A 25,795-nucleotide genomic window follows, 5' to 3' on the forward strand; every position below is an offset into this window, starting at 1 on the left:
ACACGCAGCTCACTGGGAGGTTCAGCTTGGAGGACATTGCATGAAACATCTGATCGCGCTCCTGACGCTTTGCGCGGCGCCCGTCGTGGCGCAGGACGCTGTTACCACGCCTTTCGACGGCAGTTTTGACGACGCAACCTTTGCCGTTGAAAGCGCGATTGTAGGCAATGGCCTGGTGGTCGACTACGTCAGCCATGTCGGCGAGATGCTGAACCGCACCGGTGCGGATGTCGGCAGCGACATCGAGATTTTCAAGGCAGCCGATGTCTTCCTGTTCTGCTCGGCCGTGGTGTCGCGCGAAGTGATGGAAGCCGACCCGATGAATATCGTTCATTGTCCCTACAATATCTTCGTGGCCGAAACGGCTGATGGCGTGACAGTGGGGTATCGCAGCTATCCCGATGGCCCGATGAAGAAGGTTGAGGCGATGCTTGAGGAGATTGTCACCGAAGCCACCGGCCAGTGACGAAGAGCGGGGAGTGGAAGCCCCGCGAAATAAGGGAGGAGAACCGATGAAGACGTTTATGAAGGCCGCGATGATCGCAGCATGCGCTGCCGTTGTGTCACCCGCTATGGCACAGGCGCAGTCGGCCAATGCAGCGGAATATTTCGGCAACCAGAAAGTCGTCTACCATTTCAACGGGAATGGAGGTGAGGGTATTAAGGCCTACAAGGGCGGGCTGCGGAACCTGCAAAACCACATCAACGCCGTAGGAGCGGAGCATCTGGAAGCAGCCGTGGTCATGCATGGCAACGGTCTCGGCATGTTGTCCGAGGCGATGAAAGACACCGACCTTCAGGGAGCTGTCGCGAGCCTCAAGGGTCAGGGTGTCAAGTTCCTCGTCTGTGCGAATACGCTCAAGGGGCGGAATATCGATTATGAAAAGGACCTTTACGATGTCTGGGATACCGACATCGTGCCGTCCGGGGTGGCCGAGCTCTCTCGCCTGCAACAGATGGGATATACTTACGTTAAACCGTGATGCTTTTCGCGTCCGCTTAAACAAGTCCTCATCGGGTAGAGCTGGCAGGCCCAAGCTCGGCGCGCTGGCCATTGCAGCCAGCGCCTAGGCCGAAAGGCTTGCCTGTTCTTCGCGGCTTTCGACAGGCTTCAAAACAAGGGTAAAGAGGCTGCCCTTCCCCGGTGTGCTTTCCACAAGCAGATCGCCGGATTGAGCGCGTGCAAGCTTGCGGGAAATCGCCAGACCAAGCCCGGTGCCCGTTTTCGAACGTGTGAGAGAGGAATCTACCTGCTCGAATGGTTCGAAGATGCGCTGGCGGTCGGCTTCTTCGATTCCCGGCCCGGAATCTTCGACGTTGAAATGGACTTCGCCCTCTTTGTGGGTCACGGTCAGCGCAATAAATCCGCGTTCCGTGAATTTCGCGGCATTGCCCAGCAGATTGGTCAGGATCTGTCTGGTTCGCTTGCAGTCTGCAAGCACTTTGCCTTCGTCATATTCAACGACAAATTCCAGATGCTTGTCTTCGATGAGGCGGCGCATCTGCTGTTCAACCGTGGTCACGAGATCGCCGATTTCACATTCCGTCATGTCGATATCCGGATTACCGGATTCGATCTTGGAGAAATCGAGCATCTCGTTGATCAATTCCAGCAGGTAGCTAGCCGAGTTCGTCTGCTTGCCTGTCACCGACTTGATATGATCCGCCAGCCCGCGCATGGCCTTGCGGCATTCTTCAACATCAACCGGGTCCTTGTGAAGCGCGGTTTTAAGCGCAACATAGGCAGGCTGGCGTTCTATTTCGTGTGTCAGTTTGGCCAGCCCAAGCACCACGGTCAGCGGCGTGCGCAATTCGTGGGACAAGACGCTAATGAACTGGGATTTCGCCTCGCTCGCGGCCTGTGATCGTTCCAGGGCATTTTTGAGCTGTGTCACATCGCTGAGGATCACGACGCTACCGCCATCGGATGTCTTCTGGATCGCGGCATGTACGGTCAATCCGTTCGAAAACCGCATTTCCTTTTTCGCCTGCGCGCTGTCGATCTCTTTTTTACGCTCCTTGTACCATGCCTCTTCCTGGCCAAAAGCATCGACGAAATTGCCCCGTTTCAAACCTTCTTCGAGAAGTTCAGTGAGGGTCACGCCGTGGCGCAGGATGTCTGATACGCCGCTCAGGAAGCTTGCGTATCTCTTATTGTATTTCACCAAACGTTGTTCGGAATCGAATTGGGCGAAACCATCATCCATTGCATTGATCGCGCCGGCCAGCCGCGCGCGGGCACGACGGTTCGCTCTCGAAATGTAAAGGATGTAGCCAAGTATCGACAGACAGACGAGGCTTATCATCAAAAGTATCAATCGATCGCGGACAAGTGTCGGAGCCGTTTCAGGCCACCCACCTTTCGGCGTTGCCAGAACCTCCCAAGCTCCGTTGGGAAAATCGACATCCAGGCTGACGGGATCCCTTCCCTGAATGCCGGGGTTGCCGGCAACCACTTGTGGTTCGGAAAGGTCGTCGTTCTCGGACAGAATTACGTAATCGGCGGTTTCTGCCAGTTCCCGAAAGCCGGTTTGCCCCAACATGTCATCCAACCGTACGACGACAGTTGCAAAACCCCAGAATTCTTCTGTCGCTCCGCCATCGGAAGATGGAAGGAAAATCGGAGTCTTGAAGAACACAAGATACTCACCAGAAGGCGCTTTGACAGGTCCGGTCAAGAGAGCGGTTTTTTTTGCACTAACCCGATCTGCATATTTCAGGAGCGTTGGATATTCTGCGAAATTGAGTCCGATCAGGTGTTTGTTTTCGGCATATGGATAGACATGGCTAACCGTCAGGCCCTGTGCTGCTTCGAAATTGATTATGTCAGGCATAGATTCTTGCAGTCGTGCTGCGACGACCGCGAATTCTTCCTGCGTCATGTCCGGATTGCTTTTGATGAAGGACGCGAGTTTCTCAACCTGAAGGAAATGCCCAAAGATATACAGTTCAAGCTTTTCCCGAATTTCGATCAGTTCGAGCGTCTCTGAAAGCCTGAGGTCCTGAAGATAACTGTGATTGCTTAGTTTTTCGAAGTGACGGCCACCCAGCAAAAGCAGGACCATGACGATGATCACGAGCGCTGCAGCAGCTCTTCGGTCGGCGGAAAAACTGTGTTTTCGAGTATAGGTTTCGTCTATCAACTAACGGTCCGCATCACGATCAAACAACCTTTCGTTGTCTTATTCATCCGCGCCTCGCCGCACAAGATAGACACCCCCTGCGCAACGTCTTAACGACTTTGCTGTCTACACTGTTGCTCAGAGGTTACAGGCCGTTCAAACCGCGCTATTTTAAGATGCACCGTCGAGAAAGCTGAAGCCTTCTGCGCCCATCGGGCGCTGGCACAGACTTCGTCGGCATATGGATGTGATTCGGGCTGAAACGCAGCGGGCTATGGTCGCGATCCCTTTCGAAGTCGGCTAAAATAAGCCTCTCGAGACTGTCATCTGCCCCCGTAACACAGTCCCCGTCGCGTCTTCAGGAGTAAGCGCCTAAAGAGTGGCTTCGCTGAGCGGTTTCGACGTGGACGTTGGAAAAGTCGATCTTGTCGAATACTGCCCGGCAAAACCTCTTAGCCCCTCACGTCGCCGTGCTTCCACCGACCTTGTCCGAAGCCAGATGAAGCTTTCCGAGCGTCACATTTGCCGTTTCGCTGCCAAACAGCGTTCCACACGACGGCGGTTTCCAAATGGACGTTGCGCCTCGGATCTTTCCTCAGACCCAACGTGTCACAGATAAGGTTTCTGGAAACGATGTAACTGCGATCCCTCACAGAAACGGGGAAATCTGCAAAGCAAAGGGAGCTGCAATTTACCTTGAAGTTCTGGTCGGAGTGAGAGGATTCGAACCTCCGGCCCCTGCCTCCCGAAGACAGTGCTCTACCAGGCTGAGCTACACTCCGACCGTAGCGCGCGGGTTACAGCGATCCGCGCGCTTTGGCAATAGGGGTCTGCAGATTCAGCGTATCAATCTGAGTGAACGCAATGCGGTACCGACCCCCGGTGACCCCGAGACACCCGGGCGCGATCTTGACCGCAGGACAGGCGTGTTTTCAGAGGCATCGCTGCTGGCTTCGCGGAAGACGATATAGAGGCCCGAGGCGATGATCAGCGCCACGCCAATAAATGTAGTCTGCCCCGGCCATTCGTCGAAGAAAAGCCAGCCGTAGAATATCGCCCAGAGCATCTGGGAATATTGCATCGGCGCGATGAGGGCCGCCTCGGCACGCTTGTAGGCCTCGATGATCAGAAGCAGCGCGATAAATGCCAGAACGGCGATACCCGCGTTCATCCCCATATCGATACCCTCCATCGGCTTATAAACGAAAGGCATTGCCGCCCCCATCACGACAAGGGTCGCAATCCAGGGGTAGATCAGCATGACGACGCTGCGTTCCTCACGACCAATCTTGCGCACGATGGTCGCCACCAATGCTGCACAGACCGAGGCCAACAGCGCCGCGCCATGGCCGAGCGTGAGCGGGGACTGTCCCGGCTGGAGAACGATCACGACGCCGATCAGACCGACGAAGATGGCCAGCCCCCGACGCAGGCGCACCTGTTCCCCAAGGATCGGGATCGCCAGCAGGGTGATCAGGATCGGTGTCGCGAAGAGAATCGCATAGGTGTCCGCCAGTGGCAGCACCGAGAAAGCGTAAAAACAGGCGCCCGAAGCGATGACCATCGAGATGGCCCGTATGATCGTCCACCACGGGTGTACAGGTCTGAGCGTACCGGGCGTGCGGTCGCTCATCATCATCACCGTACCCAGCGGAAAGGAATACAGCATGGTGAAGAACACCACCTGAAAAGGTGAATAGCCGCCGCCGAGAAATTTAATGATCGTATCGTGAAACGCGTAAACAGCGAATGCCATCAACGCAAGCAGAATGCCGCGTGTCTGGGAGGTCAAAGCTGACTCCTGTAGTCCTGTTATTCCTCCCCTGATGCAGGAATCTCAGGCAATCGCGACCGAAAATCAAGTTGGACCGGGCATTTAGCTGCTGCCCGGCCCGATTTGATCAGAGTGTGCCGTCCAATGCGGCAAGGATCGCATCGCCCATTTCGCTTGTGCTGACGGGGGTTACGCCTTCTTCGCCCAAAAGATCAGCAGTCCGCTTGCCATCGGCCAGAACCTGTTCGACGGCTTTCTCGAGACGTGTGGCTTCGTCACCCTTGTTGAAGGAATAGCGCAGCGCCATCGCAAAGGACAGGATGCAGGCAATCGGGTTGGCCTTGCCCTGACCGGCGATATCGGGTGCCGAGCCGTGCACCGGCTCGTAGAGCGCCTTGGGCCGGCCGTTTTCCATCGGCGCGCCAAGGCTGGCCGAGGGCAGCATGCCAAGCGAACCGGTCAGCATGGCCGCGAGGTCGGACAGCAGGTCGCCGAACAGGTTGTCGGTAACGATCACGTCGAACTGCTTGGGCCAGCGGGTCAGCTGCATGGCACCGGCATCGGCGTACATGTGCGACAGTTCTACGTCGCTGTATTCGGCCTGATGCACTTCGTTCACCACGTCGCGCCACAGGATACCGGATTCCATCACGTTGGCCTTCTCCATCGAGCAGACCTTGTTGCCGCGCTTGCGGGCCAGTTCAAACGCCGAACGTGCGACGCGGGCGATTTCGCTTTCGGTGTAACGCTGGGTGTTGATTCCGACCCGTTCGTTGCCTTCCTTAAAGATGCCGCGCGGCTCGCCGAAATAAACACCGCTGGTCAGCTCGCGCACGATCATGATGTCGAGCCCTGCAACAACGTCTTTCTTCAGAGACGAAAAATCCGCCAGCGCGTCGAAACACTGGGCCGGGCGCAGGTTGGAAAACAGGTCCATTTCCTTGCGCAGGCGCAGCAGGCCACGCTCGGGTTTGACGCTGAAATCGAGGTTGTCGTATTTCGGGCCACCGACCGCCCCAAGCAGCACGGCATCGACTTCCTGCGCCTTGGCCATCGTGTCGTCATGCAGCGGCGTGCCGTGCTTGTCATAGGCACAGCCGCCGACAAGATCTTCGCTCACGTCGAACTTGAGACCGCGCTTGTCGCCGAACCACTCGATGATGCGGCTGACCTCGGCCATGACCTCTGGGCCGATGCCATCGCCGGGCAGGATCAAAAGGGAAGGATTGGACATGTGCGGACTCCTGAAAATGCTTCGCCGTGGGCGTAGCGCGGAGTCCGGGGGGCGTCAATGTGTCGGGACGGCAGACAGGCCCGGCGGGGCCTTATTCAGCCGCTCGCCGTACGTTCGTTACAGGTTTGTCTGGCCTGATTGATCGACATGAAATTACCAACTGTTTCCACATCGCCCGTCAGGCTGTCGGTTTGGCCCGACGGAGGCGGTGCAAAGCCGAACTTTACAGATTTTTCGCCCGGCCGCGCAGCGCTGGCCGATGGTCCCTGCCAGACGTATATATTGCTGTTTCTTGGTACATCAGCGCTGTTGCGTGCGTATTCGGCCGCGCCGCACCAATAAATCGCGTCTTCGGAAAAATCGGCAACGACTTCGACCAACCCGTCGCCATAGGCATAGCTTTCGACACGCGACTGATTTCCGGCAATGGCAGGAGAAGCCGCAATGGCCACCGCCGCGAATAGTGATATATTGAAGCGTCTATCAGGTGGCATGGTATCCCCCTTTGCTTTTGCGTTTGTAGGGAATACGCACCCCGCGCCGTTCCGGATCATTCTTTGCGGCGCTGGCTTAGCTGGAGACAGATTGCAGGCCCTGCGCGAGGATATCCCACACGCGACGAATCCGGGGCGTCTGACGCATGGCCTCATGCGCGGCCAGCCAGACTTCGAGCGGAGGGATTTCGATGCCCAGATGCAGCTCTTCAAGCAAGGGATCGTCCCGCCCCGCCTTTGCCTGACCAAAGCCGATCCCGCAGCCATTGCGCATCAATTGCCAGCAGGCTGCCTGATCGTCGCACCGGACGGCAAAGCTTTCCCGCGTCACCGCATAGCCCATGTCGCGCATCACGCGGAGTATCAGGTCCGTCGTTTCGTAACCTATGACGTCGAAATCAAAGAGATCCGCAGCCTGTTCGGGACGCCCATTTCGGGCGACGTATGTCTTGGCGGCAAAGACACCCAGCTCAAGATCGGCAACATGGCGCGTTATGATGTCGAGCTGGGTCGGCCTATACATGCGCACGGCAATATCGGCCTCGCGGAACAGCAGGTTCTCGGCCCGGTCCGAGGGTATCAGAACGATATCGATGCTCGGCTCGCGACTGCGCAGGTCTGCAATGATCGCGGGCAAAACAAAATGCGATGCAAAGACGCTTGCGGTGAGGCGGACAGTACCCTCCAGCCGTTCAGCATGACCGGCGGCGCTCAGGGTCAGGGCATTCATCGCGTCACGCATCTGCCGCGCCATTGGCATGAGTTCGGCTCCGGTATCTGACAGCCGGAGACCCCGCGCATGCCGGTCGAAAAGCCGGGTACCGAGGTCGTCCTCCAAAAGTTGTATCTGGCGGCCAAGGGTCGGCTGGCTTCGTCCCAATTCGCGGGCCGCGCCGGAGAGCGATCCGGAATCCGCCACCGCCAGAAACGCCTGAATCAAGGACCAGTCCGGAGTTTTGCTATGCGCATCCATTCATTTATGAATACATGATGTACGAATACCGGCAATATCCATAATATTATGGCATCCCATATAATGCCTGCAACCGATCAAAACGCAGGAGAATAGGATGAAAAATTCAGTTCTGATACTGGGTGCCAGCGGCCGTTTTGGCCATAACAGCGCCGATGCTTTCGAAAAAGCGGGCTGGAGCGTCCGCCGGTTCGACCGGAAATCGCAGGATCTTACACAGGCGGCCTGGGGCACGCAGCTGATCGTGAACGCTTGGAACCCGCTCTACCCCGACTGGTTGAAAGATGTACCGCGTTTGACGCGGCAGGTAATAGATGTCGCCCGCAAGACAGGTGCAACCGTCCTGATCCCGGGAAACGTCTATAACTTTGGAGCAGACGCGCCGCCGCCATGGGGTGAGGTGTCCAGACAGATGGCCAGAAATCCGCTGGGCCGTATCCGGATCGACATGGAACAGGCCTACAAGGACAGCGGCGTGCGCACGATCATCCTGAGAGCGGGCGATTTCATCGACACGCAGCCATCCGGCAACTGGTTCGACCTGGCGCTGATCAAGAAACTGGACAAGGGCATTTTCACCTACCCAGGCAACCCCGATATCCCGCATGCTTGGGCCTATCTGCCCGACCTTGCCCGTGCGGCTGTCGGCCTAGCCGAGCAGGGCGACCAACTACCCACCTTCGCCAATGTTCATTTCCCGGGTTACACGCTGACCGGCCATGAGATGCGGCAAGCTCTTGAACGCGTGACGGGCAGTTCCCTGAAAATGCGGCGTTTCTCGTACCTGCCGTTTCATCTCGCCCGTCCTTTTTGGCCATTGGGAGCAATGCTGCTGGAAATGCGCTATCTCTGGTCGACGCCGCACTGGCTGACAGGCGAGCGTTTGCACGAAATCCTGCCCGAGTTCAGGGACACGCCGCTTGAAATCGCGCTGTCATCGGCGATTAAGCCGAATTCAGTCGAGGGCGAGATCGACCCAGACAAGGCGATGGCGGCTGGCTGAGACCACCGTCTCATGCTCTGGCGCATCAATCCCGGGCCAGAGCACCCCGGCGTCCATCACCGTCCAGTCGCGCGAGGGCAGGACATAATCCACCCGCAAACGTCCCGGACCATCCCAGTCCACAGTGTCCAGCGCATCGGGCCCAGAGTGTCCCTGCCCCCCAGCCGCCGTGCCACCTGCGCTTGTCGGCGCCGGATCGACGATCCGGGCATCCGAAAGAAGCGCCCGCATCGCCTCGCGCCGCCCCTCGCTGTCATGGGGATCAAGATTGCTGTCCCCGGCTATGACAAAGCGGGAGTCTGGCACCGGGCCAAAGTCGCCGTCGAAATAGGCCTGCCAAAAGACGATCTCGTCGTGGTTGCGACGCCCATTGCGGTCTTCCGGCCCGTCGAACACCGGAGGGGTTGCCTTGAACGTGAGAAGCGTAAGCGTTTCGCCATTGGGCAGGTCGATCGGAACCGCCCAATGGGCAGTGCTCGACAGGGGCTTATCGAGATATACCTGATCTGAGGGGAACGGGGTGCCATCTTCATTCACCGGCAGAAGGGCGTCGGGCAGATCGCGCCAGAGCAACCCAGAGAAATCCCTGACCTCTTCGATGTGGATGGGAAATCGAGACAATACCGCAATCCCACCCTGGCCGGTAAAAGCGCCAAACCCCCATGAATCCTCAGGCTCTCCGAGCCTGCCGTCGCCGTCCAGATCATACCCGCTCGGCCGGCCCGAATTCGGCTGCGCCGCATAGAAGTAGGGATAAGGCGCGCCAGCCTTTTCCAGCTCAGCCATCAACGCCCGCAGCGTCGCGCCTTCAAGATCCCAGTCGATGCTTTGCAGGGCAATGATATCGGCATCACCAAGCGCGATGACCTTGACTACGGCGGCGACCTGCGGGTCCTTGCCAGACGCAATATCGCGCAGCAGCAAACCGGGGCCTCTGCGTTCAAGCTCGGTATTGAAACTGGCGACGCGGATCGTGTCAGCTACCAGTTGTGTCGCACAGAATATGAGAATTGCGGTCAGCGACGACCGGAGCATCAGGCGGCCTGCATGGACTCTGCGCTGGCATAGACGCGGCGGCGCTTTTCCCGGATCAGGTCAGATATCCTCGAAATCGCAATGCCACGCATGACCATGCTGGCGGGTAGAAACGCCCATGCGCTCAGACACCAGATCACCGTCAACGGACTGTCGAGCGAAATCGGATCGACGATTTCGGACGCGATCTTGATGAGGGCGGGAAAGATGAAGGGCAGCAGAAAGCCCACAATGATATTGATACGCCCGTCCCGCTGCAGGCGATGCACGACATCGCCGCCGGTGGTCGGGTCAAAAAGCGGCAGGTTCACCCAGACGTTAAAGGCACCACTGCTGATCGGCCATCCCAGCACTCGAACGCTGAACAGGAAGAACAGGACAGAGACAACCGCTGTTGTATAGGTAACACCGGCAGCGATACGGACCGAATTGATGGTTTGTTCGGCTGTTCCCTCGGGCAACAGCAACAGCACAAGGCGCACAGGCGAGAATGGAAAATCGGCAAAGCGCCCTATAAGACCGCCGATATGGTGCACCAGCCCGGTGATCGCTGTCGGTTCAAATTGGTGTTTGGCGGCCAGCGAGAGCGAGGCAAACATCACGAACAGTGCTATGAACCTGATCCGGTTTACCGGCGGCGCGTCGCGAAATTCGATGAAGCTTGGGAAATCTGTGTTGTATTCAGCGAAGGTAAGCACGCCTGCGAGGATTGCGATCAACACGACCATCTCGCTGGTATCCGACATGTAGCCCGCAAGCAGCAGCGATGGCATCGCCACGACCAAAGCCACCAATGTCCCGCGTGTTACTGCGCCCGCTATGCGTGCAATCACTGTCCGATCCTTTCAACTTGGACAGGTTCGGTGGATTGCCGCCGATTGCCCAACTTGAGTCCACTCGATCCGAGTGGCGCGCCCCATTTTTGCCATATTCGTGCCGCAATTCATCATGCCGCTCAAGCCGTGCAAGCACGAGAGCGAAGATTTGCGGCAAAATCATGAAGAAACTGGTGCGACTTTGCATCAAATCTGTTGCCCACAGGGCAACAGTCGACACGTCACACAAGATCTAGCGGCGTTAAAATTACGCGGCCGAACCGTGGCTTCCTCGTTACGAATAGGCGGTTAAAGTCAGTTAAACGTCCCTTAAATACAACTCCATATATGGCTTAATTGTCACGTCAACACAAACAATAATGCACTCATGGGCTGAAAATAATTCATTTGCTAAACTTCTAGTTGGCCCCCTTCCCCAAGGTAAACTCCTCTATCCTTGCAACTAAAAAGGGGCCGGAAATGACCGACCCCTTTCAAAAATCTGGATTTTTTAAGGCAGCGATCAGACCCAGGGACGCGCTTGGGCGGCTTTTGCCTCGAAGGCGTCAATTGATGCTTCTTTAGCCATTGTCAGCCCGATATCGTCGAGTCCTTCCATCAGGCAGTGCTTTTTGAACGAATCAACTTCGAAGGAAAAGCTTTCGCCATCCGATGTCGTGACGGTCTGTGCTTCGAGATCCACGGTCATTCGTGCGTTCGCGCCTTTCTCGGCGTCCTTCATCAATACATCGACCTGCTCTTGTGGCAGCGCGATGGGCAGGATGCCGTTCTTGAAGCAGTTGTTGTAAAAGATGTCAGCAAAGCTTGGCGCGATGACGCAACGAATGCCAAAATCCTTGATCGCCCAAGGTGCGTGCTCGCGGGAAGAGCCGCAGCCAAAGTTGTCACCAGCGACAAGGATCTCGGCCTCGCGATAGGCGGGCTTGTTCAAGACGAAATCTTCAACCTCGTTGCCCTCACGGTCATAGCGCATTTCGTCGAACAGGTTCACACCCAGCCCGGAACGCTTGATCGTCTTGAGGAACTGTTTCGGAATGATCATGTCCGTGTCGATGTTGACCATCGGCATGGGCGCAGCAATTCCCGTGAGTTTTTCGAATTTATCCATCGTCGGTTTCCTTGAACGGCAAGAGCCCTGGGGGCGACCTTGGCAACGCCTTGCGGCGCGGCCATAAATACAAGGGCGTGATGCCCTATTTTAATGGCGGTTGCAATCTATGGCGGGCGCTCTGGCTGCATAGAAAAAGGCGGCCCCTGTCGGGACCGCCTTGGTTTTCAGTAAGCAGGATCGGTCAGGACGCGCTTTTGCGGCGACGCGCTGCAAATAGGGCGCCAAGACCCGCCATGACCAGCCAGCCCGAAGCAGGCAGCGGGACCACGTTGGTCGAACCACCGGTCGGGACACCGCCGGTTGTGATCTCCTGAAGCTTGGCAGCCGCGAACTGCGCAAGGAAGGCCGCAGGGTCAGCACCGGCGCCGGTAAAGCTGTTCAGATCGAAGAGGGCTTGATTCAGCGAGTCATTCGGACGCGACGCAGGTTCGAACTCAGAGAACAGGTTGGTAATGGTGATGATGTTGTTAAGATAGTTCACGCTATCCAGTTTTTGCCCAAGTGCCGCATAACCGGTACCAAAGCTGTTGGTATAGGAATTTTCATCATCTGCGTCCTCATCGGTGATAAGGACAATCGATTTCACTGTGTTGCTGCGCCAACCGACGGACGTGAACAGTGAACCGCCCGGCAGGACCGAATCCACGGCGGCAAGCGCATCTTCAGTACCACCGAACGTTTGCGAAGCCTCGGCTGCCAGTGCATTGCCAAGGGTCGTAACGTTCGAGGTCAGCGCCTGGCTGACGTTGAGGCAAGAGTTGCCTGCGCCGCAGTTACCCGTAGGCCCAAGACGCGCCTGTTCATAGGTCACGAGCCCCGCCTGAACGGAAGACACATTCGCGTCGCCAGCCAGACCGCTGACGAAAGTCGAAATATTAGCACCCAGAGTTGAGAATTCGTTGCTCATCGATCCGGACTGGTCGATGACGAATACGATATCGACGTCAACCGGTGCGGCGTCTACCGCTGCTGTCGTTGCCAATGCCACGGCCGAAGCCAGAATAAGGTTTTTTAACATAATAGACCTCTAAATTTTAAAATACGGTTATCATCTCTCCCCATTGTTTCGAAATCAAGGAAAAGGTTAACGACGGGAGAAAATCGCCACTCCTCCGACGATGCGCAGGAAAAATCGGGCCGAAAACCAGCACATTTTCCAGTCAAAGCCGACTACAATTTGAGCATTTCGGCGAGAGATGCGAAGAGAATCTACCCGGATTCGACCTCATCCGCCCCTCGGATCGAGGCAGAAGAAGCCCACAAATTCCACCGGGATTCGCTTGGATGACCAACGCGATAGAGAGTCGGCCCGGCGGCAATGACCGGGCCATCCGGCTTGTCACTTGGTGATCTTGTTCCGGACAGTCTTGAGGAAGAAGGCAAGAACGATCAGCCCCGCGCCGTTAAACAGCAGTTCGATCCCGAGCAAAATACCAAGCAGGCTGGGCGCAACTTCGGCGAAATTGGCAAAGACGTAACCGGCCAAGAGCACCGAAAGCGCGCCGGAAATGAGCATCGGCCAGAAAAACGCCGTCTGCTTCATCTGAAAGGCTGCGATCAGGCGCATCACGCCGTTCGCGGCAAAAAGGATTAACACCATCAGGGTCAGTGAGATGACGCCCTCGAACGGATTGAACAGCAGCGACAACCCGAGAAGCACGAGGAGAACGCCCAGCGCGATCCCGGCGAACTTGCCGAAACCGCCGGGTTCACTGAACCCGGCGATAACCTGAAATACGCCCGTTACGGCAAAGAGGATACCCGCGAGGGTTGTGACAGCGAGCGATGCTGCGACCGGATTGGCCAGAACGAACAAGCCGAAAACAATCGACAAGATCCCAACGATCAACCATTTGACCCACGTCTTCATCAGGCTTCCCCCTCAATCTAAACGATTCTTTCGGAGCCTACATCATCTCCCGCACGTCTGTCAGCTTTCCTGTGATCGCAGCTGCCGCCGCCATTGCAGGCGACATCAGGTGTGTCCGGCCCTTGTAGCCCTGACGCCCCTCGAAGTTGCGATTCGAGGTTGCCGCACAGCGTTCGCCGGGGCTCAACTGGTCGGGGTTCATCGCAAGACACATGGAACAACCGGCCATGCGCCACTCGAAACCGGCATCCTTGAAGATATCAGCAAGCCCTTCTTCCTCGGCCTGCGCACGGACAAGACCGGAACCCGGCACGATCATCGCGCGAAGCCCGTCCTTGATCTTCTTGCCCTTCAGGATCGCAGCAGCGGCGCGAAGGTCTTCGATCCGGCCATTGGTGCAGGAGCCGATAAAGACCGTATCGATCTCGACGTCCGAAAGCGGCATGCCCGGCTTGAGACCCATGTAATCGAGCGAGCGCTCTACCGCGCCGACCTTGCCGCCTTTAAAATCCGAAGGGTCCGGCACATTGGCGGTGATCGGCAGCACATCCTCGGGCGACGTGCCCCATGTTACGACCGGCGCGATATCCTCGGCCTTGAGTGTGATGACCTTGTCCCAATGCGCGTCGTCATCGGAATAAAGCGTTTTCCACCAGTCAAGCGCGGCCTCCCACTGGGCACCCTTCGGCGCGTGGGGACGGCCCTTGCAGTATTCAAAGGTCTTTTCGTCCGGCGCGATCAGACCGGCGCGCGCGCCGCCTTCAATCGCCATGTTGCAAACGGTCATGCGACCTTCCATCGAAAGCTCGCGGATCGCTTCGCCGCAATATTCGATGACATAGCCGGTGCCGCCGGCGGTACCGGTCGCGCCGATCACCGACAGCGTGATGTCCTTGGCGGTCACTCCCGGGCGCAGCTTGCCGGTGATCTCGACCTTCATGTTCTTGGATTTCTTCTGGATCAGCGTCTGTGTGGCCAGAACATGCTCGACCTCGGAGGTGCCGATCCCATGCGCAAGCGCCCCGAAGGCACCGTGTGTCGCTGTATGGCTGTCACCACAGACGACGGTCATGCCCGGCAGAGTCCAGCCCTGTTCGGGGCCGACGATATGAACGATGCCCTGACGAACATCCGACACCGGGTAATAGTTCAGACCGAATTCCTTGGCGTTGGTGTCCAGCGCCTCGACCTGGATACGGCTGTCCTCGGTCATGGTCGCGGCATTGGCGCGATCCAGCGTGGTCGGCACGTTATGGTCCGGTACGGCGATGGTCTTTTCCGGCGCACGCACTTTGCGGCCCGTCATCCGCAACCCTTCGAAAGCTTGCGGGCTGGTAACCTCGTGAACGAGGTGACGGTCGATATAAAGCAAGCAGGTGCCGTCGTCGGCCTCATCGGCCAGGTGAGCATCCCAGATCTTGTCGTAGAGTGTCTTGGGGGACATCGGTCCTCTCCCGTATTAAGTAGCTGTCAGCGAATGGAGTTCCGGCGCGGATGGCTTATAGGCGCGCGAGAATGGTGCGGGTTGCCCCGAAAAAGCGCCACGGCAGGCGGGCGCGGTCATCCATGTCGAATACGCGTGTCATTCTGGGCAGATACTACTTAGCCCCGAGTCCCGCAAGAGGCAGCATACCAGCGATGCCTCACGAAAAAGGGCGCCCGATCAGGCGCCCTTATCAAAGTCGATCCGAGTTGGACCGTATCAGCCGCGACGACGACGCAGCGCCATGACACCGAGGCCCGACAGCAGCAGAAGACCGCCCGCCGGCAGCGGTACGGAGGCAACTTCCGAATAGCCAAAGCTTACTTCGGCCGAAACCGGCGTCGCGCTGTCCTTCAGGCCCAGGCGGTAAGTACCGGCAGCCAAATTGGCGAACAGCACATCACCCGGTTTGGATGCGTTGGTGGCATTCCCGCCCGACGCGCCGGTTTGGGCGATCAGGTTGCATTTGCCTGCGATCTCGGCGACGGCAGTAAAGCAAAAGTCGGTGTCCAACGAGAAACGCTGAAGCGCAGCGCCGCCCATTCCGTCGATCAGGTCAAGCGTAATACCGGTGACATCGTCATTGCGCGCCAAGCCAGTGTAATCCAGCAGGGAAAGCGAAAAAGCGGTGTCGCTTTTAAAATCCACGCTCAGGTTTACCGGCGTGCTATCCCAGGAAAAGGTCGCTGTGGAGGCGCTCGTAAAATTGATGTTGGCATCCGTCGCACCGTAGTTCTCTTTGGACACACTAACGATGGAGGCGCTCGATTGAGTTGCAATCCCGCCGATCAATGCGATGGCGCCCAGAATTGTCTTGAAGTTCATATTTACCCCTATTGAGCTTGAATTGGCTCTACACGGCTATCGGCTCAACCTACCGGATTCAAACATAAACCCCAAATTTGCCACAATTTTGTCCCTTTTCAATTCGGGGTTGCAGATCGAAACAATCATCCTTGGATTTTCACCCCTCGCGAAAGGAATCCGCGTTTAATTTCAACAATAAATCGTCCGAATCATGGCCCGCGTTAGGGACTTGGCGCCAACGTCTCGCGACAAACCCGGCAAATTCGAAGTGCCGCTTGGGACGCCCCGGGCATGATTTGTTCTACATCGTCTGTGACACGCTCGAAAATTCGTGCATCCTGTTCGCAGAAGAGGTGTCATGGAAGAATTTGAAACGCTGAACACGCTGGCGGAAACGGGTCAATCGATCTGGGCAGATGCGCTGCGCTATCTTCAGATGGTCATAGAACCCGGCTGGCGGCAGAACCAGATTCTGATCGTTCTGGGCCTTATCTTCGTGGCCTACGCCCTGCGGAAACTGCTGGAAGGGCCGCTCGACAACTGGTCGCGCAAGCGGTCTGGCTGGGAAAAATGGCAGCTGCGTCAGCTTGTGCATGTTCGCAAGAACCTTGGCCTGATCTGCTATGCGGTACTGGCCTCGGCGGTTTACGGGTTGATGCAGCAGCTGACATGGCCGTCGCGCAGTTACCTGATCGGCGTCGTGGCCACGCTGGTCACAGTCTGGGTCGTCATAGGCTTTACAACGCGGTTGATCCGAAACCCGACCCTGCGACGGCTGGTTGCGTGGTTCCTTTGGATATACGGTACGCTGCTCGCGCTAGGTCTCATCGACGAGACAGAAGCGCTCTTGGACGAACTCGCCTTCAGCCTAGGCAACGTCCGGCTTTCCATGCTGACCGTTATCAAGGCCTTGGTGATCATTACGCTGATGCTGACGCTGGCCCGGCTGGCGACACAAAAAGCGGGAATAGCGCTGTCGCGGAACGAGGACATGTCGCCGTCGATGCGGGTTCTCGGCACCAAGGCTGTGCAATTGCTGGCCTACGGGATCGTCTTCATCGTCGCCATCCGCTCGCTGGGCTTCGACCTGACCGGCCTTGCCGTCGTGTCCGGTGCGATTGGCGTCGGGATCGGGTTCGGCCTGCAAAAGGTGGTGTCCAACCTGATCTCCGGCCTGATCATCCTGCTCGACAAATCCATCAAGCCCGGCGACGTGATCTCGCTCGGCGAGACCTTTGGCTGGATCGACAGTCTGGGCGCGCGATATGTTTCTGTCGTCACCCGGGATGGCAAGGAATACCTGATCCCGAACGAGGACCTGATCACCAGCCAAGTGGTCAACTGGTCCCATACCAACAAGTTCGTCCGGCTCGATATCTTCTTTGGCGTGTCCTACGGGGATGATCCGCACAAGGTGCGCAAGGTGGCCGTCGAGGCCAGCGAAAGCGTCGAGCGGGTGCTGACGCATCCCAACCGGCCCGTCTGTCATATGGTCGGGTTCGGCGACAGCAGCGTGGATTATATACTGCGCTTCTGGATCACAGACCCTGCCGGCGGGCTGACCAACATCAAGGGCCAGGTTCTGCTGGCCCTGTGGGATGCCTTCAAGGAGAACGATATTTCCTTCCCCTTCCCGCAGCGCGAGGTTCGCCTGCTCGATGGATCCACGGTGGAAATGAACGCGCGCACGGGTGTCATTCCGGACTCCGACGATGCCGGAAGAGCCAGCTGAGCCATTGCAAGCGGACGCGATTTCGGCCATCAGCCGCCGAATGCGCCGCTTTCATTGAAAAGTCATTAAGGCGCTGTTAAATTAAGGCTACCCCATGCGCCGGGGGCTGTCGGCGCGCAAAACGGAGGACGACGTCCTGACAACCTTTGCAGAAGCGGAAACTTCCGCTGATGACCGGGCCAGTATGATGATGGCCCAACCCCAGCCGGACAGCGAGGAGCTGCTGGCGCGTATCCTGACTTCGCTCGAAGACGACAAGGCCGAGGATGTCGTGCAGATCGATCTGCGCGGCAAGACAGCGATGGGCGATTACATGGTCATTGCCAGCGGTCGTTCGACCCGGCAGGTTTCGGCGATGGCGGAGAAGCTTATCGACCGTCTCAAGCATGATTTCGGACGGCTTGCCCGGATCGAGGGCAAGGACACGGGCGACTGGGTGCTGATCGATACGGGCGACGTGATCGTTCATATCTTCCGACCCGAAGTCCGCGAGTTCTATCAGCTCGAGAAGATGTGGATGCCGAGCGGCGCCGCCAACTGATCGCCCAACGGGCGCGGCAGGAACGGAACGAATATGCGCGTGCATATCTGCGCGGTCGGTCGGTTACGGTCCGGGCCCGAGAAGACACTTATTGACGATTACCTCACCCGGTTCGACCGGACCGGGCGTGCGCTTGGGCTTGGCCCGGCGCAGGTGGTCGAGGTCGAAGACCGCAAGGGCGGCGGCATGGCAGCCGAGGCAGAGCTGCTGCGGCGGGCAATTCCCAAGGGCGCTGTTTTGTGCTGCATGGACGAGCGCGGCAAGTCGCTGTCCTCTCCGTCCTTCTCCGAACGGCTTGCCGGGTGGCGTGATAATGGCCGCTCCGATCTTGCGCTGGTCATTGGGGGCGCAGACGGAATCGATCCAGTCCTGCGAAGTGAGTCGGATATGCTGCTCTCGCTGGGTGCAATGGTCTGGCCACATATGCTGGCGCGGGTCATGCTGAGCGAGCAGCTCTACCGCGCGGCGACGATCCTCGCGGGAAGTCCTTATCACCGGGTTTGAAAGGCGATAGCGCCGGATTGGGGCGCTGCCCCAAACCCCGGGATATTTTATGACCCAAAGAAAGTGTCAGGGAAACCTGTAAACCACCAGTGTTTCGGACCAGCCGTCGACGATGCATCTGGACTGGATATGGATTGTATCTAGCCCGTCGGGTATTTTGACGCCGGACAGGCTGCGGGTGAAGGGTTGTTCGTGCACATGCGGATGAAGGAGATCACGGCGAGCCAGTTCGGTCCCCTTTGCGTCCAGAACGCGCCAGCCATCGGCATAATGTTCCCATCCCGTGTCGGCATGCGAGAGGGTCACCGATATCTGCCAGCCGGATGCCTGTTTCGTCGCAGTGATGTTTTCGATGACGGGTTCTTCAGCTTGTAGAGGGGCTGCAGATCAGCGGCAGCAGGTATTTCAAGGTAATGGGCAGTCTCCCGCTTTAAGGGATTTGGTTATTGCTGCGAGGAGGGCGGCGTCTGCAACAGGTAGCGGCGCGAGCGGGAGGCGAACTCCCTGCGCCAGAGGATTCCGGTAGTGAGCAGGGCGGCGACGATCAGCGCAACGGGACCCAGCAGCCAGGCCAGTGCCGCAAGGGCGAAATAAGTGGAGCGCATGCCTTGGTTGAAGCTGCGCGCGGCGGTGATGTTGATTTCGGCGGCCTGCCGGGCGCGGGGTTGCGCGACGGGGTCCTCGGGGTCATTCGGCACGGCAGCCATCAGCACGGCGCAATAGCCGAAGAGCCGGTGCACCCAGACATATTTCAGGAAGGCATTGGCCTGAAACAGAAGCACTGCAAGGATTTTGACCTCCCAGACCACGGTCGGCGCGCTGTCGAGGGTCAAGTCCCGGGCGAGACCGGCGAGCTGGTCGGCATTGCCGATCAGGGCAAGCCCGCCCCCGATTGCGATCATCGAGGCGGAGGCAAAGAAGGTGGTGCCCTGACGCAGACTGCTTAGCACCTGACCGTCGAAGAGACGGGGTTGACGGGTAAGCATATGCACCATCCAGTCACGGCGGAACCCCTGCATCAGGAGGCTGACGGAAATCCGCGAGTTGGCCGGGTTCTCGATCCGCCAGCCGATGCCGAGCCAGCAGATGAGCAGGCAGAGCACGGCGGCCCCGTCCAGATAGGAAAACAGGGCGATGCGATCCTGCCAGCTCATGCAGGAATTCCCTTTCGGGCGGGAAAAACCTTGCCCGGGTCGAGAATTGGAAATATTTCTTTACCAGATCGGAGAGTTATCATGGACATGCCTGTTGCCAACCCGGCCATTCTGGCCCGAAAGGCGGCTTTGGTCGAGCGTCTGCGCGCGGTTTTGCCGGAAGAAGCGCTGATTTCCGACCCCGCCGAGACACGCGCCTATGAATGTGACGCGCTGACCGCCTATGCCTGCCCGCCGATGCTGGCCGTTTTGCCGGGCTCGACGCAGGAGGTTTCCGACATATTGGCGATCTGCCACGAGATGGGCGTGCCGGTGGTGCCGCGCGGATCGGGCACGTCGCTTGCCGGGGGCGCGCTGCCGACGGCGGATTGCGTCATTCTTGGGGTGGCGCGGATGAACGATGTTCTCGAAACCGATTACGACAACCGCCTGATCCGGGTCCAGACCGGGCGCACCAATCTGAGCGTGACGGGGGCTGTCGAAGAAAAAGAATTCTTTTACGCGCCGGACCCGTCGAGCCAGCTTGCCTGTGCCATCGCCGGCAATATCGCAATGAATTCGGGCGGGGCGCATTGCCTGAAATACGGGGTGACAACCAACAACCTGCTGGGCGTCACGCTTGTGATGATGGATGGCACGGTTGTCGAGATCGGCGGCGGTTACCTCGATTCCGGAGGCCTGGACCTTTTGGGAGTGATCTGCGGCTCGGAAGGGCAGCTTGGCGTGGTCACGGAAGCGACCCTGCGGATCCTGCGCAAACCGGAGGGCGCGCGCCCGGTGCTCATGGGGTTTGACAGTAATGAAGTCGCCGGAGCCTGTGTCAGCGACATCATCCAGGCCGGGGTGCTGCCGGTGGCCATCGAATTCATGGACCGCCCCTGCATCCAGGCCTGTGAAGCATTTGCCAAGGCCGGGTATCCCATGTGCGAGGCGCTGCTGATCGTTGAGGTCGAAGGCTCGGAGGCCGAGATCGACCACCAGCTTGGTCTGATCACCGAGATCGCACAGCCGCATGATCCCGTTGAACTGCGCGAGGCGAAGGATGCGGATGAGGCCGGGCGAATCTGGCTTGGCCGCAAGAGCGCCTTTGGCGCGATGGGCCAGATCAACGATTACATGTGCCTCGACGGCACGATCCCGGTCTCGGCACTGCCGCAGGTGCTGCGCCGGATCGGAGAGATGTCGAAGGAATACGGGTTGGACGTGGCGAATGTGTTTCACGCCGGGGATGGCAACATGCACCCTCTGATCCTGTTCGATGCGAACAAGCCTGGCGACCTTGACCTCTGCGAGAACTTCGGGGCCGATATCCTCAAGCTTTGTGTCGATGTGGGCGGTTGCCTGACCGGGGAACATGGTGTCGGGATCGAGAAGCGTGACCTGATGCTCTATCAGTATGCCGAGGCGGACCTTGAGGCGCAGATGCGGGTAAAGGATGTGTTTGATCCAAGCTGGCTGCTTAATCCGGCCAAGGTCTTTCCGCTGTCGGTTTCCGAGGCACGGCGGGGAGATCTGGCGGATGTGGCGTGAGATGGCCTTTTTGGGGCCAGCCCCGTCGCCCTTGCGGGCGACTCCCCGGGATATTTGAAACCCAAAGAAGGTCAGGATGACTCCAGAAAGCGAAGAGGAACTGTCGGCAGTGCTGGCCGAACGCCGGGATCCCGTTTTGATCCGGGGCGGCGGCACGCGCGGTATCGGCATGGAGGCATCTGTTCTGGAAACCGGGCGTCTGAGCGGTATCGAACTTTATGAACCCGGCGCGCTGACGCTGGTTGCCGGTGCGGGCACGCCGCTGGCAGAGATCGAGAAAGCGCTGGCCGATGGCAATCAACGGCTGGCATTCGAGCCGATGGATCATCGCGGCCTTTTAGGGAGTGAGGGAGAGCCTACCATCGGCGGGATCGTGGCCGCCAATATCTCGGGCCCGCGACGGATACAGGTCGGGGCCTGCCGGGATCATCTGCTTGGGGTACGCTTTGTTGATGGTAGCGGCAGCATCATCAAGAACGGAGGGCGCGTGATGAAGAACGTGACCGGTTATGATCTGGTCAAGCTGATGGCGGGGAGCTGGGGGACGCTGGGCGTGTTGAGCCAGGTCTCGCTCAAGGTCTTGCCCGAAAGCGAGACCGAGGCGACGCTTTTGCTGCCCTGCCCCGATGTGGCGACGGCTATTTCGCGCATGTCCGCCGCGCTGGGATCGCCCTTTGAGGTGACCGGGGCGGCCTGTGCGCCGCGCGAGGGGACGCTTACGGTGATGCTCCGGCTGGAGGGGTTCGAAGAGTCCGTCGCCTATCGCGCACAGCGTCTGGCGGATCAGCTTGGCGATGTATCTCTGGTGTCGGATCGAGATGAATCGCGGCGGATATGGCGGGAGATCCGCGATGTTTCGGCCTTTCACGGGACCACCGGCGATGTCTGGCGCATTTCCGTCAAACCGGGCGATGCAGCGGAAGTTTCGTCGCGGCTCGAGGCGGAGGCGCTGTCCTTTGACTGGGGCGGCGGGCTGATCTGGGCGCTGGTGGGTGAAGGCTCCGATCTGCGCCAGCGGATCGGCCCAATCAGCGGTCATGCGACACTCGTACGAGCGCCCACCGATACCCGCACGCGGTTTGGCATGTTCCAGCCGGAACCCGCGCCGCTGGTCGCGATAAGCGCCGGATTGCGCGAGAGGTTCGATCCGCGCGGCATTCTCAACCCCGGCCTGATGAAGACCCCTGCCCATGCTTGACTGCGAACAACCCGTGCCCGGTCGCATCCGGGCAGGCAGCGATGGCACACGGTGCGAAAGAGAGAGACGCTGATGCAGACCCATTTTACCGATGCACAGCTTGCCGACCCTAACGTCAAGCGGTCGAACGAGATCCTGCGGGCCTGTGTCCATTGCGGGTTCTGCACGGCGACCTGTCCGACTTATCAGGTGCTGGGGGATGAGCTCGACAGCCCCCGCGGCCGGATCTACCTGATCAAGGACATGTTGGAAAACAACCGGGTGCCGGATGAAAAGACAGTCCGGCATATCGACCGCTGCCTGTCTTGCCTTGCCTGCATGACGACCTGCCCCTCGGGCGTGCATTACATGCATCTGGTGGATCATGCCCGCAGCTATATCGAGGAAAACTACCAGCGTCCGCCGTCCGACCGGGCGCTGCGCTGGGTGCTGGCGCGTATTCTGCCCTACCCCAATCGCTTTCGCCTTGCGCTTCTTGCGGCCAAGATCGGCAGACCGTTCAAGCGGCTGCTGCCCGATGCGCGGCTCAGGGCGATGCTGGACATGGCACCGCGCGATATCCCGCCGGTCAGCCGCAACGACGACGCGCAGAGCTTTGCGCCGGAGGGCAAGCGGTGCAAACGGGTCGCGCTGATGACCGGCTGTGCGCAAAAGGCGCTGAACACCGATATCAACGACGCCACCATCCGGCTGCTGACGCGGCTGGGATGCGAGGTTGTCGTCGCCGAAGGCGCGGGCTGCTGCGGGGCGCTGACACACCACATGGGCAAAACCGATGAAAGCCACGCCTCTGCCGCGCGCAATATCCGGGCTTGGCATAAAGAGATTCATAATGGCGGGCTTGATGCCATCGTCATCAACACTTCGGGCTGCGGCACGACCGTGAAAGATTACGGCCATATGTTCCGCGAAAATGACGACCTTGCCGTCTGCGCCGCGCAGGTATCGGATCTCGCCTGCGACATCAGCGAGCTACTGGTCCGGCTGCTGGATGAAGACCCTGGCGAAAAGCACTCGACCGCCAAGTCGCTGATTGCCGGAACCGATCGCCCGGACAAACCGGAAGCCCCGCATCACGGTATGGTCGTCGCCTATCACGCGGCCTGCTCTCTCCAGCATGGGCAAAAGATCAAGGCCCACCCCAAGACCCTGTTGAAGAACGCGGGCTTTACCGTGGTCGAACCTGCCGACAGTCACCTGTGCTGCGGGTCCGCGGGCACCTACAACCTTATGCAGCCGGAGATTTCGGGTCAGTTGAAAGAGCGCAAGATCCGCACGCTCGAGGCGCGAAACCCCGACATCATCGCGGCTGGCAACATTGGCTGTATGATGCAGATCGGGTCGGGCACGGGGATTCCGGTCGTGCATACGGTAGAGCTTTTAGACTGGGCAAGCGGTGGGCCGAAACCGCCCGCGCTCAGCAGAAATGCAACAGCCCCATCGGGCCCGCCGATACTTCGTTGATGCGCCGTATTTTCGCCTTAAGACACGGGTAATCGGAATCACTGACGAGTATGGGAGTACCGCGTGCGCCGCTGGATCGGATTTCTGTTTGCGTTTTCACTGCCACTGGCCGCCACGGCCGAGGATTCCGCCCTGCACCGGCTCGACACGACCGAGGATGGACGCGCTTGGGAAGCGGTCGGACGGCTTGATGTCAATGGCGCGGGCTTTTGTACCGGTGCGCTGATCGCGCCCGATCTTGTGCTGACCGCCGCGCATTGCCTGTTCGACAAGACCTCGCGAAACCGGATTGCTGCGGAAACCATCGAATTCATGGCAGGCTGGCGCAACGGGCGGGCCTCGGCCTACCGGCATGTGCGCCGCGCCATCGTCCACCCGGATTACGTATTCGCCGGCGATGTGTCGCCGGAACGGGTTCGGAACGATCTGGCCCTGCTCGAACTGCAGCACCCGATCAGGAACACGACGGTAACGCCATTCCGCACCGCCACCCGGCCGCGCACCGGCGAAGAGATCGGGATTGTGTCCTACGCCCATGACCGCTCCGAAGCGCCGTCCCTGCAGGATGTCTGCCATGTCATGGCGCGTCAGCAGGGGATGCTGATCATGTCCTGCGACGTCGATTACGGGTCTTCCGGCGCGCCGATTTTTTCCTTTTCTGATGGCACGCCGCGCATTGTTTCGGTAGTCTCGGCCAAAGCCGAAGTCGGCGATCAGCGCGTCGCACTGGGGACTGACCTCGAAGGTCCCCTCACCGTTTTGCTGGCCGATCTGGCCTCCGGTGCAGGCTTTGACGTCCCGAATGCACCCCGGATCGGCCGGATCCGCGTGGGCGATGATAAAAACCAGACCGGAGCGAAATTCGTCAAACCATGAAATATCCCCTGCTAGCCGCCTGCGCCCTTGCCGTTTCATTTGTGACACCCTCGCTGGCCGAGGACATGGACCAAATCGACATCCGCCGGGCCATACCGGTGAGCTCGCCGGTCGAGGGCGCATGGGGCGGGCTGAGCGCGATTTCCGGTGGTGGCAAAGCTGTGCCGTCACGCATGGGCAGTCTCTGCATTCAGGTCGGACAGGGATCGCGGCCGGGCGCAAACTGCCTGCCCGCAAAGTCATTCGATTATGCCAAGTTCGGCGAATCCGGTGTGTCCGACCTGTTTTCCTTCGAAGAGGCAGACACCAATGCCGGTTATTACATCCACGTGGATATGCGTCGCTTGAATGAACTCAACGCGCAAACGCACAGCGACCGGTCGGACAAGGACAGGACACGCAAGGGAACGCGCTGAAGAAATCTGCCCAGCAGAGGTCTTGACAGAAAATTCCTCAATTCCCATCTGAGCCTTGTCGGGATGCCTAAAAGGGTTCCGATAAAAGTCGAATCGCCCGTCCCCAGTGGAGGGCAATGAAGAAATCGCTCAAAGATGAGGATTATACCTATGCGTACGTTTGATTTTGCACCGCTTCACCGTGCAACCGTCGGCTTTGACCAACTGGCCGACCTGATGGACCGTCTCGTCACCAATGACGTAGGTCAGTCCACCTACCCCCCTTACAACATTGAAAAAACCGCTGACGACGCCTATCGAATCTCGATCGCCGTTGCCGGTTTCACCGACGAGGACCTGATGGTCGAGGTCAAGGAAAACGCGCTGGTCGTCTCGGCCAAGAAAGCCGATGAAGACAGCGAGAACCGCACCTACCTGCATCGCGGCATCGCCACCCGCGCGTTCGAACGCCGGTTCCACCTCGCCGATCATGTACGCGTCACCGGCGCGACCCATGCCAACGGCATGCTGCATATCGATCTGGAACGCGAAGTGCCCGAGGCGCTGAAACCGCGCCGCATCCAGATCGCGTCCTCGACGGAAAAGAAAACCGACGTCATCGAATCTAAATCGGTGAACTGAATATCGGGCTGATCTAG

The 25,795-nt window shown here is 58.8% G+C and carries 26 protein-coding genes and 1 tRNA gene; 12 read left to right on the top strand and 15 right to left on the bottom strand.

All coding sequences use genetic code 11. The annotated features are described in order from the left end of the window. Positions 1 to 40 precede the first annotated feature (40 nt). Positions 41 to 466 carry a DUF302 domain-containing protein gene (locus tag MF268_RS16525; protein ID WP_238371975.1) on the top strand — a complete coding sequence of 142 codons (426 nt, stop codon included), beginning with the start codon at positions 41 to 43 and terminating at the stop codon, positions 464 to 466. A gap of 46 nt (positions 467 to 512) precedes the next feature. Beyond that, positions 513 to 983: a DsrE family protein gene (locus MF268_RS16530; protein WP_238371976.1), complete on the top strand. Its 471-nt coding sequence runs from the start codon at positions 513 to 515 to the stop codon at positions 981 to 983. A gap of 84 nt (positions 984 to 1,067) precedes the next feature. Here MF268_RS16530 and MF268_RS16535 read toward each other — a convergent pair whose 3' ends face one another. The 6 genes from MF268_RS16535 to MF268_RS16560 form a co-directional block, all read right to left on the bottom strand. Continuing rightward, complete coding sequence (locus MF268_RS16535; protein ID WP_238371977.1) at positions 1,068 to 3,143, bottom strand: ATP-binding protein; 2,076 nt, start codon at positions 3,141 to 3,143, stop codon at positions 1,068 to 1,070. A 684-nt stretch (positions 3,144 to 3,827) separates the two neighbouring features. Next, positions 3,828 to 3,904, bottom strand: a tRNA-Pro gene (locus tag MF268_RS16540). Between the two features lie 56 nt (positions 3,905 to 3,960). Then, positions 3,961 to 4,914: a DMT family transporter gene (locus tag MF268_RS16545; RefSeq protein WP_238371978.1), complete on the bottom strand. Its 954-nt coding sequence runs from the start codon at positions 4,912 to 4,914 to the stop codon at positions 3,961 to 3,963. Between the two features lie 109 nt (positions 4,915 to 5,023). Beyond that, positions 5,024 to 6,130 carry a 3-isopropylmalate dehydrogenase gene (leuB, locus tag MF268_RS16550; protein WP_238371979.1) on the bottom strand — a complete coding sequence of 369 codons (1,107 nt, stop codon included), beginning with the start codon at positions 6,128 to 6,130 and terminating at the stop codon, positions 5,024 to 5,026. 95 nt (positions 6,131 to 6,225) lie between these two features. Next, positions 6,226 to 6,624, bottom strand: a complete 399-nt coding sequence (locus MF268_RS16555; protein ID WP_238371980.1) for a hypothetical protein — start codon at positions 6,622 to 6,624, stop codon at positions 6,226 to 6,228. A gap of 76 nt (positions 6,625 to 6,700) precedes the next feature. Continuing rightward, positions 6,701 to 7,564 carry a LysR family transcriptional regulator gene (locus MF268_RS16560; RefSeq protein ID WP_337926812.1) on the bottom strand — a complete coding sequence of 288 codons (864 nt, stop codon included), beginning with the start codon at positions 7,562 to 7,564 and terminating at the stop codon, positions 6,701 to 6,703. 130 nt (positions 7,565 to 7,694) lie between these two features. Here MF268_RS16560 and MF268_RS16565 point away from each other — a divergent pair, with 130 nt between their 5' ends. Continuing rightward, positions 7,695 to 8,600, top strand: coding sequence for a Rossmann-fold NAD(P)-binding domain-containing protein (locus MF268_RS16565; protein WP_238371982.1), 906 nt, complete (start codon positions 7,695 to 7,697; stop codon positions 8,598 to 8,600). Here MF268_RS16565 and MF268_RS16570 read toward each other — a convergent pair. The 7 genes from MF268_RS16570 to MF268_RS16600 form a co-directional block, all read right to left on the bottom strand. Beyond that, the gene (locus MF268_RS16570) at positions 8,553 to 9,635 is read right to left on the bottom strand and encodes an endonuclease/exonuclease/phosphatase family protein (protein WP_238371983.1); all 1,083 of its coding nucleotides are present in this window, start codon (positions 9,633 to 9,635) and stop codon (positions 8,553 to 8,555) included. The genes MF268_RS16565 and MF268_RS16570 overlap by 48 nt on opposite strands. Next, on the bottom strand, positions 9,635 to 10,468 hold the full coding sequence (locus MF268_RS16575) for a hypothetical protein (protein WP_238371984.1): 834 nt from the start codon (positions 10,466 to 10,468) through the stop codon (positions 9,635 to 9,637). Before MF268_RS16575 ends, MF268_RS16570 begins: the two co-directional genes overlap by 1 nt. Positions 10,469 to 10,973: 505 nt before the next feature. Then, the gene (leuD, locus tag MF268_RS16580) at positions 10,974 to 11,579 is read right to left on the bottom strand and encodes a 3-isopropylmalate dehydratase small subunit (RefSeq protein WP_238371985.1); all 606 of its coding nucleotides are present in this window, start codon (positions 11,577 to 11,579) and stop codon (positions 10,974 to 10,976) included. 184 nt (positions 11,580 to 11,763) lie between these two features. Further along, the gene (locus MF268_RS16585; RefSeq protein ID WP_238371986.1) at positions 11,764 to 12,600 is read right to left on the bottom strand and encodes a VPLPA-CTERM sorting domain-containing protein; all 837 of its coding nucleotides are present in this window, start codon (positions 12,598 to 12,600) and stop codon (positions 11,764 to 11,766) included. Between the two features lie 321 nt (positions 12,601 to 12,921). Then, a complete protein-coding gene (locus MF268_RS16590; protein ID WP_238371987.1) occupies positions 12,922 to 13,452 on the bottom strand; it encodes an HdeD family acid-resistance protein in 531 nt (176 codons plus the stop codon). 37 nt (positions 13,453 to 13,489) lie between these two features. Continuing rightward, a complete protein-coding gene (leuC, locus tag MF268_RS16595) occupies positions 13,490 to 14,896 on the bottom strand; it encodes a 3-isopropylmalate dehydratase large subunit (RefSeq protein WP_238371988.1) in 1,407 nt (468 codons plus the stop codon). Positions 14,897 to 15,154: 258 nt separating this feature from the next. Next, positions 15,155 to 15,760, bottom strand: a complete 606-nt coding sequence (locus MF268_RS16600; RefSeq protein WP_238371989.1) for a VPLPA-CTERM sorting domain-containing protein — start codon at positions 15,758 to 15,760, stop codon at positions 15,155 to 15,157. A 340-nt stretch (positions 15,761 to 16,100) separates the two neighbouring features. Here MF268_RS16600 and MF268_RS16605 point away from each other — a divergent pair, with 340 nt between their 5' ends. The 3 genes from MF268_RS16605 to rlmH all read left to right on the top strand — a co-directional run bounded on the left by MF268_RS16605 (position 16,101) and on the right by rlmH (position 18,519). Beyond that, positions 16,101 to 17,474 carry a mechanosensitive ion channel family protein gene (locus MF268_RS16605; RefSeq protein WP_420485441.1) on the top strand — a complete coding sequence of 458 codons (1,374 nt, stop codon included), beginning with the start codon at positions 16,101 to 16,103 and terminating at the stop codon, positions 17,472 to 17,474. A 187-nt stretch (positions 17,475 to 17,661) separates the two neighbouring features. Next, positions 17,662 to 18,015, top strand: a complete 354-nt coding sequence (gene rsfS / locus MF268_RS16610) for a ribosome silencing factor (protein WP_088631949.1) — start codon at positions 17,662 to 17,664, stop codon at positions 18,013 to 18,015. Positions 18,016 to 18,048: 33 nt separating this feature from the next. Then, on the top strand, positions 18,049 to 18,519 hold the full coding sequence (gene rlmH / locus MF268_RS16615; RefSeq protein ID WP_238371990.1) for a 23S rRNA (pseudouridine(1915)-N(3))-methyltransferase RlmH: 471 nt from the start codon (positions 18,049 to 18,051) through the stop codon (positions 18,517 to 18,519). Positions 18,520 to 18,585: 66 nt separating this feature from the next. Here the strand turns inward: rlmH and MF268_RS16620 are convergent, their stop codons facing one another. Beyond that, positions 18,586 to 18,825 carry a hypothetical protein gene (locus MF268_RS16620; protein ID WP_337926813.1) on the bottom strand — a complete coding sequence of 80 codons (240 nt, stop codon included), beginning with the start codon at positions 18,823 to 18,825 and terminating at the stop codon, positions 18,586 to 18,588. A 137-nt stretch (positions 18,826 to 18,962) separates the two neighbouring features. Next, positions 18,963 to 19,673: a DUF599 domain-containing protein gene (locus tag MF268_RS16625; RefSeq protein WP_238371991.1), complete on the bottom strand. Its 711-nt coding sequence runs from the start codon at positions 19,671 to 19,673 to the stop codon at positions 18,963 to 18,965. Positions 19,674 to 19,754: 81 nt separating this feature from the next. On the opposite strand from MF268_RS16625, the gene MF268_RS16630 reads away from it, so the two are divergent. From MF268_RS16630 to MF268_RS16655, 6 genes are all read left to right on the top strand, one after another. After that, complete coding sequence (locus tag MF268_RS16630) at positions 19,755 to 21,203, top strand: FAD-linked oxidase C-terminal domain-containing protein (RefSeq protein ID WP_238371992.1); 1,449 nt, start codon at positions 19,755 to 19,757, stop codon at positions 21,201 to 21,203. A 76-nt stretch (positions 21,204 to 21,279) separates the two neighbouring features. Then, entirely contained in the window at positions 21,280 to 22,401 is a 1,122-nt protein-coding gene (locus tag MF268_RS16635) for an FAD-binding protein (RefSeq protein WP_238371993.1), read from the top strand. 72 nt (positions 22,402 to 22,473) lie between these two features. Next, positions 22,474 to 23,865, top strand: coding sequence for a glycolate oxidase subunit GlcF (gene glcF / locus MF268_RS16640; RefSeq protein ID WP_238371994.1), 1,392 nt, complete (start codon positions 22,474 to 22,476; stop codon positions 23,863 to 23,865). A 63-nt stretch (positions 23,866 to 23,928) separates the two neighbouring features. Next, positions 23,929 to 24,741, top strand: a complete 813-nt coding sequence (locus MF268_RS16645; RefSeq protein WP_238371995.1) for a trypsin-like serine peptidase — start codon at positions 23,929 to 23,931, stop codon at positions 24,739 to 24,741. Then, positions 24,738 to 25,157: a hypothetical protein gene (locus tag MF268_RS16650; RefSeq protein ID WP_238371996.1), complete on the top strand. Its 420-nt coding sequence runs from the start codon at positions 24,738 to 24,740 to the stop codon at positions 25,155 to 25,157. The genes MF268_RS16645 and MF268_RS16650 overlap by 4 nt, the downstream gene beginning before the upstream one ends. Before the next feature lie 150 nt (positions 25,158 to 25,307). Further along, complete coding sequence (locus tag MF268_RS16655; RefSeq protein ID WP_238371997.1) at positions 25,308 to 25,778, top strand: Hsp20 family protein; 471 nt, start codon at positions 25,308 to 25,310, stop codon at positions 25,776 to 25,778. Positions 25,779 to 25,795 lie beyond the last annotated feature (17 nt).

Origin of the sequence: Heliomarina baculiformis, from assembly GCF_019966545.1 — a bacterium.
Lineage (GTDB): Bacteria > Pseudomonadota > Alphaproteobacteria > Rhodobacterales > Rhodobacteraceae > Heliomarina > Heliomarina baculiformis.

What these genes read in the sequence shown, in the direction of transcription:
- leuD (WP_238371985.1), bottom strand. Translation starts at nt 11,579, where the DNA reads ATGGATAAATTCGAAAAACTCACGGGAATTGCTGCGCCCATGCCGATG.
- MF268_RS16600 (WP_238371989.1), bottom strand. Translation starts at nt 15,760, where the DNA reads ATGAACTTCAAGACAATTCTGGGCGCCATCGCATTGATCGGCGGGATT.
- MF268_RS16625 (WP_238371991.1), bottom strand. Translation starts at nt 19,673, where the DNA reads ATGAGCTGGCAGGATCGCATCGCCCTGTTTTCCTATCTGGACGGGGCC.
- MF268_RS16650 (WP_238371996.1), top strand. Translation starts at nt 24,738, where the DNA reads ATGAAATATCCCCTGCTAGCCGCCTGCGCCCTTGCCGTTTCATTTGTG.
- MF268_RS16630 (WP_238371992.1), top strand. Translation starts at nt 19,755, where the DNA reads ATGGACATGCCTGTTGCCAACCCGGCCATTCTGGCCCGAAAGGCGGCT.
- MF268_RS16555 (WP_238371980.1), bottom strand. Translation starts at nt 6,624, where the DNA reads ATGCCACCTGATAGACGCTTCAATATATCACTATTCGCGGCGGTGGCC.
- rsfS (WP_088631949.1), top strand. Translation starts at nt 17,662, where the DNA reads ATGATGGCCCAACCCCAGCCGGACAGCGAGGAGCTGCTGGCGCGTATC.
- MF268_RS16590 (WP_238371987.1), bottom strand. Translation starts at nt 13,452, where the DNA reads ATGAAGACGTGGGTCAAATGGTTGATCGTTGGGATCTTGTCGATTGTT.
- rlmH (WP_238371990.1), top strand. Translation starts at nt 18,049, where the DNA reads ATGCGCGTGCATATCTGCGCGGTCGGTCGGTTACGGTCCGGGCCCGAG.
- MF268_RS16525 (WP_238371975.1), top strand. Translation starts at nt 41, where the DNA reads ATGAAACATCTGATCGCGCTCCTGACGCTTTGCGCGGCGCCCGTCGTG.
- MF268_RS16655 (WP_238371997.1), top strand. Translation starts at nt 25,308, where the DNA reads ATGCGTACGTTTGATTTTGCACCGCTTCACCGTGCAACCGTCGGCTTT.
- MF268_RS16585 (WP_238371986.1), bottom strand. Translation starts at nt 12,600, where the DNA reads ATGTTAAAAAACCTTATTCTGGCTTCGGCCGTGGCATTGGCAACGACA.
- MF268_RS16635 (WP_238371993.1), top strand. Translation starts at nt 21,280, where the DNA reads ATGACTCCAGAAAGCGAAGAGGAACTGTCGGCAGTGCTGGCCGAACGC.
- MF268_RS16570 (WP_238371983.1), bottom strand. Translation starts at nt 9,635, where the DNA reads ATGCTCCGGTCGTCGCTGACCGCAATTCTCATATTCTGTGCGACACAA.
- glcF (WP_238371994.1), top strand. Translation starts at nt 22,474, where the DNA reads ATGCAGACCCATTTTACCGATGCACAGCTTGCCGACCCTAACGTCAAG.
- MF268_RS16530 (WP_238371976.1), top strand. Translation starts at nt 513, where the DNA reads ATGAAGACGTTTATGAAGGCCGCGATGATCGCAGCATGCGCTGCCGTT.
- leuB (WP_238371979.1), bottom strand. Translation starts at nt 6,130, where the DNA reads ATGTCCAATCCTTCCCTTTTGATCCTGCCCGGCGATGGCATCGGCCCA.
- leuC (WP_238371988.1), bottom strand. Translation starts at nt 14,896, where the DNA reads ATGTCCCCCAAGACACTCTACGACAAGATCTGGGATGCTCACCTGGCC.
- MF268_RS16605 (WP_420485441.1), top strand. Translation starts at nt 16,101, where the DNA reads ATGGAAGAATTTGAAACGCTGAACACGCTGGCGGAAACGGGTCAATCG.
- MF268_RS16565 (WP_238371982.1), top strand. Translation starts at nt 7,695, where the DNA reads ATGAAAAATTCAGTTCTGATACTGGGTGCCAGCGGCCGTTTTGGCCAT.